Annotated in this window: 2 protein-coding genes; one reads left to right on the top strand and one right to left on the bottom strand. The window is 67.7% G+C overall.

Features of this window, described 5'->3' with window-relative positions; translation table 11 throughout:
* Window positions 1-41: 41 nt before the first annotated feature.
* Window positions 42-3,362, bottom strand: coding sequence for an RHS repeat-associated core domain-containing protein (locus ACFTZL_RS40770; protein ID WP_382594386.1), 3,321 nt, complete (start codon window positions 3,360-3,362; stop codon window positions 42-44).
* Between the two features lie 487 nt (window positions 3,363-3,849).
* Between ACFTZL_RS40770 and ACFTZL_RS40765 the strand changes: the two genes are divergently transcribed.
* A partial coding sequence (locus ACFTZL_RS40765) for a discoidin domain-containing protein (RefSeq protein ID WP_382594383.1) occupies window positions 3,850-5,014 on the top strand: 1,165 nt, incomplete at its 3' end.

Genomic DNA, 5,014 nt, shown 5'->3' with positions numbered 1-5,014 from the left:
AGCCCCGGGGCTTGCCCACCTGGTGGTATCGGATCGGCGGTCTACGACAGCCATGCCTCTACGAGACCAGCGGTATTGGCACCCGCGGCAGCGCAGCCCGCCGTCGCCAGGAACCCGGTCGACGGACCCACCGCGGCCTCGCATGCCGCACCCACGACCACGCCGGCCGACAGGCTTGCGGCCCCCTGAGCCGCACCGGTGGTGTCGCCGCTTGCGAGATCCCTACCGATCGCCACGACGTCCAAGGCATCACCTATGTAGCCGAGCCCGTCGGTGATGCCGCCGAGGCTGAGCAGCCCGTCGGGATCGATGCGGTTGACGGGGTCGCCTTCCGCGTAGAGATAGGGGTTCTTCTCCTGGCCGGAGGGGTCGGGGCTGGTGAAGCGGCCGATGTTGGGGTCGTAGTAGCGGGCGGAGAAGTGGTACAGGCCGGTGGGGTCCTGGTAGCCGCCGGCGAACCGGTAGGGCTGGGGGGCTTTCTCGGTGGTCGTGCCGCGCTCGACGCCGCGGGGGCTGTAGGCGTAGGTGTTCACCTTGGTGCCGGTCTCGTCGGCGAGTGCGATGACGGAGCCGATGGCGTCGGTGAGGTAGTAGTACGACTTGCCCCCGGTCGTCATGGAGTTCAAGGTGCCCCCGGGTTCCCGGTTGAATCCCATGTCCACGCCCGCGGTGGTCCTGGCGGACAGGCCGAGCGGGCCGTTGTGGAAGACGGTGTCGCCGAGCTTGATCCGCTCGCTCTGGTCGGTGGAGCCGTACTGCCCGGCGTAGGTCTTGCCGCCGACGGTGATCGATGTCAGCTGGCTGTAGTCGGACCAGGTCCCGCCGGTGCGGGTGCCCTCGGGGGTCGAGGCGCCTGCGGTCTCATTGCCGATCTTGTCGTAGGACCAGTTGGCGGTGGAGCCGTTCTTGGCGGTGATCTGCTGGGCGTCGTTGAGGGTGTACGTGGTGCCGCGCGGGCAGCCCTGCTCGACGCCCTGGCTGGTGAGATTGCCGGCCTGGTCGTAGCAGTACTGCCAGGAGGAGTTGAGCGTGGTGCCCTTCTCCTCCTTGGCGTAGGAGAAGCGGCCGGCGCTGTCGTAGGTGTGGGTGGTCTTCAAGCCGGTCACCGCGTCGGTGCGGGTGCGGATCTTGGTGCCGTCCTTGCCCGCGTTGGAGTAGGAGTAGGCGAGGTCGACCAGGGTGCCATTGGCCGAGGTCGCCTTGATCTTCTCCGGGCGGCTGGACTTGTCCGGGGTCATCTCCTGGACCGTGCCCCCGGGGTAGGTGGTCGTGGTCCGGAAGTCGTTGGCGTTGTACTTGTACGTGGTGGTCCTGCTCGTCGGGTCCTTCAGCGCGGTGAGCTTGTTGACCTCGTTCCAGGTGTAGTCGGTGACGCCTGCCGGGTCCTCGTAGGTGTCGACGTTGCCCGCCGGGGTGTAGCTGAGCTTGGTCTGCGAGCCGTTCTGCAGCGTCCGGACCGTCTCCCTCGACAGCGGGTCGAACTCGTACTCGGTGACACCGGTGCTGTCGTCGCGCTGCCTCAGATTGCCGTCGCCGTCGTAGTGGTAGCGCACGGTGTCGTTGGTGGAGGACACCTCGATGACCCGGTCGCGGTTGTCGTAGGTGTACACCGTCTTGATGCCGCGTCCGTCGGTCACGGTTTCCGGGCGGCCGAGGGCATCGTAGGTGTAGGTGGTGGCACCGAGGGGTGCCGGTGGCGTGACCTTGGACAGGTTGCCCTTGGTGTCGTATGTGAACGACGTGGACACCGACTTGGTGGCCGACAGGGTCGTCGTGGCCTTGCAGATCTGGCCCTCGAACCCGCCGCAGGTGGCAGTCGCCGGGTTGTGGTCGAAGGTTCGTTTGCCACCGCCGGTGCCCGTCACGGCGACGGACCTGGTGTTGCCCGCGGTGTCGTAGGTGTAGTCGCTCTTCTCGCCGTCGGCCGTGGTGAACGAGCCCGGCAGGTCCGCGCCGGCGATGGTCTGATACCCGGTCAGCGTGGCGGTGGCGCCGGTGGGCAGCTTCGCGGAGGTGGGGTTGTTGCGCGCGTCCCAGCCGTAGTCGGTGACGTTCCCGGCCGCGCCGCCGACGCCCATGGCGTCCTCGGCGGTGTCGATGTTGTGGTTGGCGTCGAACTTCCGCTTGCGTGAGTGGTCGAGTGCGTCGGTGACCTCGGTGACGCCGCCGTCGGTGTTGTGCTCGTACTTCGTGGCGTGCTCTTCGGGGTCGGTGACCGTTGTCGTCCCGGCGGCGGACGGGTCGGCGTCGGAGTACGCGTAGGCGTACGTCGGGCCTGTGTGCCCTGAGCCGTTGAAGTCGGTGGCGCGCAGCATGGAGCGGACGCGGTTGTGGTCGTCGTAGGTGAAGGCGGTGACCCGGCCCTCGGGCGTGGTGATCTTCGTCAGACGGCGGGAGGAGTCGTAGCCGAACACGGTCGACTTGCCCTCCGTATCGGTCGTCCTTTCCAGGTCCCCGGCCGCGTTGAGGTCGAAGACGGCGGTGCGGCCGGTGTGGTCCTTGGCCTGCCACTGGCTGGCGCCCGTCTTGAGCAGGTCGATCCACCGGCCTGAGCGGGTCTCGGTGAGTTTGAAACCCTTGTGTTCGGCGCCCTCCTCGTGCTGGCTGACGGAGATGGTGCCGTGGTTCTTGTCCGTGACCTTCGTCAGGGTGCCGTGCTCGTCGTAGGTGTCCTTCGAGCCGGACTTGCGGTCGGTCAGGGTGTAGGTTCCGTCGCCGTTCTTCTTCAGGTCCTTGGCGTAGCCCTTCGGCGTGGTGAAGGTGCCGTCGGTGTTCTCGGTGAAGCGGACGGTGGCGCCGGTGGCGTCGTAGAACACGACCTCGTCGCTGAAGAGATGCAGGTAGCGCTCGTACTCCTGCCACCACCGCTGGGACACCTTCCCCCACGGCGCGTCGAAGGAGTTGTACGTCCGCGCCAGGCGCAGCTTCTGCCCGACGCCGGCGACCTCGAAGTCGGTGGCGGCGAGCATCAGGTTGCCGGTGGAGAGGTTGATCCGGGCCACCAGCGAGTCGGTGATCCGGAAATCGGAGATCTCGTGCCACGGAACGGAGCCCTGGCCCTCGGGCACGAACTCCGCCGCCACGGCGTCGGCAGCCGCCGACCCGGACGGCGCCAGCGGCGACTTGGGGATCTCACCGGTGCGGGCACGTGCCTTCTGCTCGGCCCGCCACGCCGCCTGCTCCTTCGTCGGCGCGGCCTCGGATTCTCCCGGTGCGGCCTTGGTCTTGCCGACCTTCACCGGCGGCACCTTGAAGTCGGTCTCCTTGCCCCACGCCGACGCGGGTCCTGGATCCGCCGGCGATGGAGCGGCGAACACCGGTGCCACCGGGGCGGCCAGGGACAGCGCCGCCACGACCGCCACCAGTCCGTAACGGGTTGATCTGCGGGCACGCCGAATCGGCGTGCTTCCAGCACGCGAGTGCATCAGCTTCCCCCCACAGGGAGTCAGACCCGGCCACCCCATTGGTCACCGGGGCCACACAACCTGACACAAGAGGCACACAAGTCGGGGCGGCGTCCCCTTGAATCGCACTTTCATTCGAGCCGGAACCGGCCCAACCGCTTGGAGGGGGTGGAGATGCGCATTCTCGGGCATTGGCTCCCAAAGGAGGGGGAGAATGATCAATTCAGCTCCCATTGCCCTTCGCGGCATTGGCCAGAATTCTTCGCGCGGTTTCCGCCACGCGGGTTGGGGTCCGGGTGTGGCATGCGGCGCGAGGCGAGTCAGTGGCGCACACCTATAGACATCCGATCTATTCCCCGGCGACGATGTTCGCGCCTCGACAGGTGTCGATGCGGCTGTCACTTCCTCCGTGAAAGAGCCGATGAATGGGCCGGGAGATCTCGCCGTGATCAATGAATCCCAACCGCAGCGACGAAGCATTCTCAAGGTCGGCGGTGGCCTGGCCTTCGCGCCTCTGCTCGCTCAGCTGACCGGCGGAACTCCCGTGGGGCAGGCCGTTGCCGCCGGGGCCGACACGGCGGCGGCCGTCCAGTGGCCGAACCTGTCGCGTGAGGCGCTGACCTACTCCGTACCCGCCATGGACTGGCAGTCGCAGGCCCTGCCGATCGGCAACGGCCGACTCGGTGCCATGCTCTTCGCCGATCCCTACGAGGAGCGCGTCCAGTTCAACGAACAGAGCCTGTGGGGCGGTGTCAACAACTACGACAACGCCCTCGCGGGCAAGCCGGACAGCGAGTTCGACACCGGCATGACCGGCTTCGGCTCGTACCGGAACTTCGGCGACGTCGTCGTCACCTTCGCTCCCCGTGCGAGTCCGAGGGTCACGGCACCGGGGGGACCGTACAGCAGCTCTTCCTCGGAGGGTGTCGACAAGACGTACGACGGTGACTCGAGTACCAAGTGGTGCATCGATGGGCCCGGTTCGAAGGTGCGGTGGCAGGTCGAGCTTCCCGAACCCGTCGCGGTCGCGTCCTACCGTCTGACGAGTGCGAACGATGTGCCGCAGCGCGACCCGCAGGAGTGGACGTTCTCCGGTTCCGCCGACGGCGCCGCTTGGACCACGCTCGACAGACGCACGCTGGAAGCGCCCTTCGAAAGCCGCTTCCAGACGAAGGACTTCACCTGTGCCGACCCCGCGGCCTACCGCTTCTACCGGTTCGACTTCGTCCCCAAGGCAGGCGTCAGCCACTTCCAGGTGAGCGAGATCGGTCTGTCCGGCGTCGACCTCGGCGCGGGCGGTGCGATGTACCTGTCGTCGCCGAGCGGGCACTCCAAAGGCTCCGGCTCCGGCTCCAACTCCGGCTCCGGGCCCGGGTCCCGGGCCACGGACATCTCGAGTTCGGTGGACGGCGATCCGGCCACGGTCTGGCGGGTCGACGCTCCTGCACCAGCGGTCGTATGGCAGGCCGAGCTGCCCCGCGCGGTCGTCGTCACCTCGTACGCACTGACGGCGGCACCAGGGCGTCCGAGGGACGATCCTCGGCGATGGCGGCTCGAGGCCTCGCAGGACGGGTCCTCCTGGACGGCCCTCGACACGCAGAAACCCGGAG

The sequence above is a fragment of the Streptomyces sp. NPDC056948 genome, assembly GCF_042674225.1.
GTDB classification, from domain to species: Bacteria; Actinomycetota; Actinomycetes; order Streptomycetales; family Streptomycetaceae; genus Streptomyces; species Streptomyces purpurascens.
Note: the sequence above shows the minus strand (reverse complement) of the source record. Positions and strands in the feature narration are given on the sequence as shown.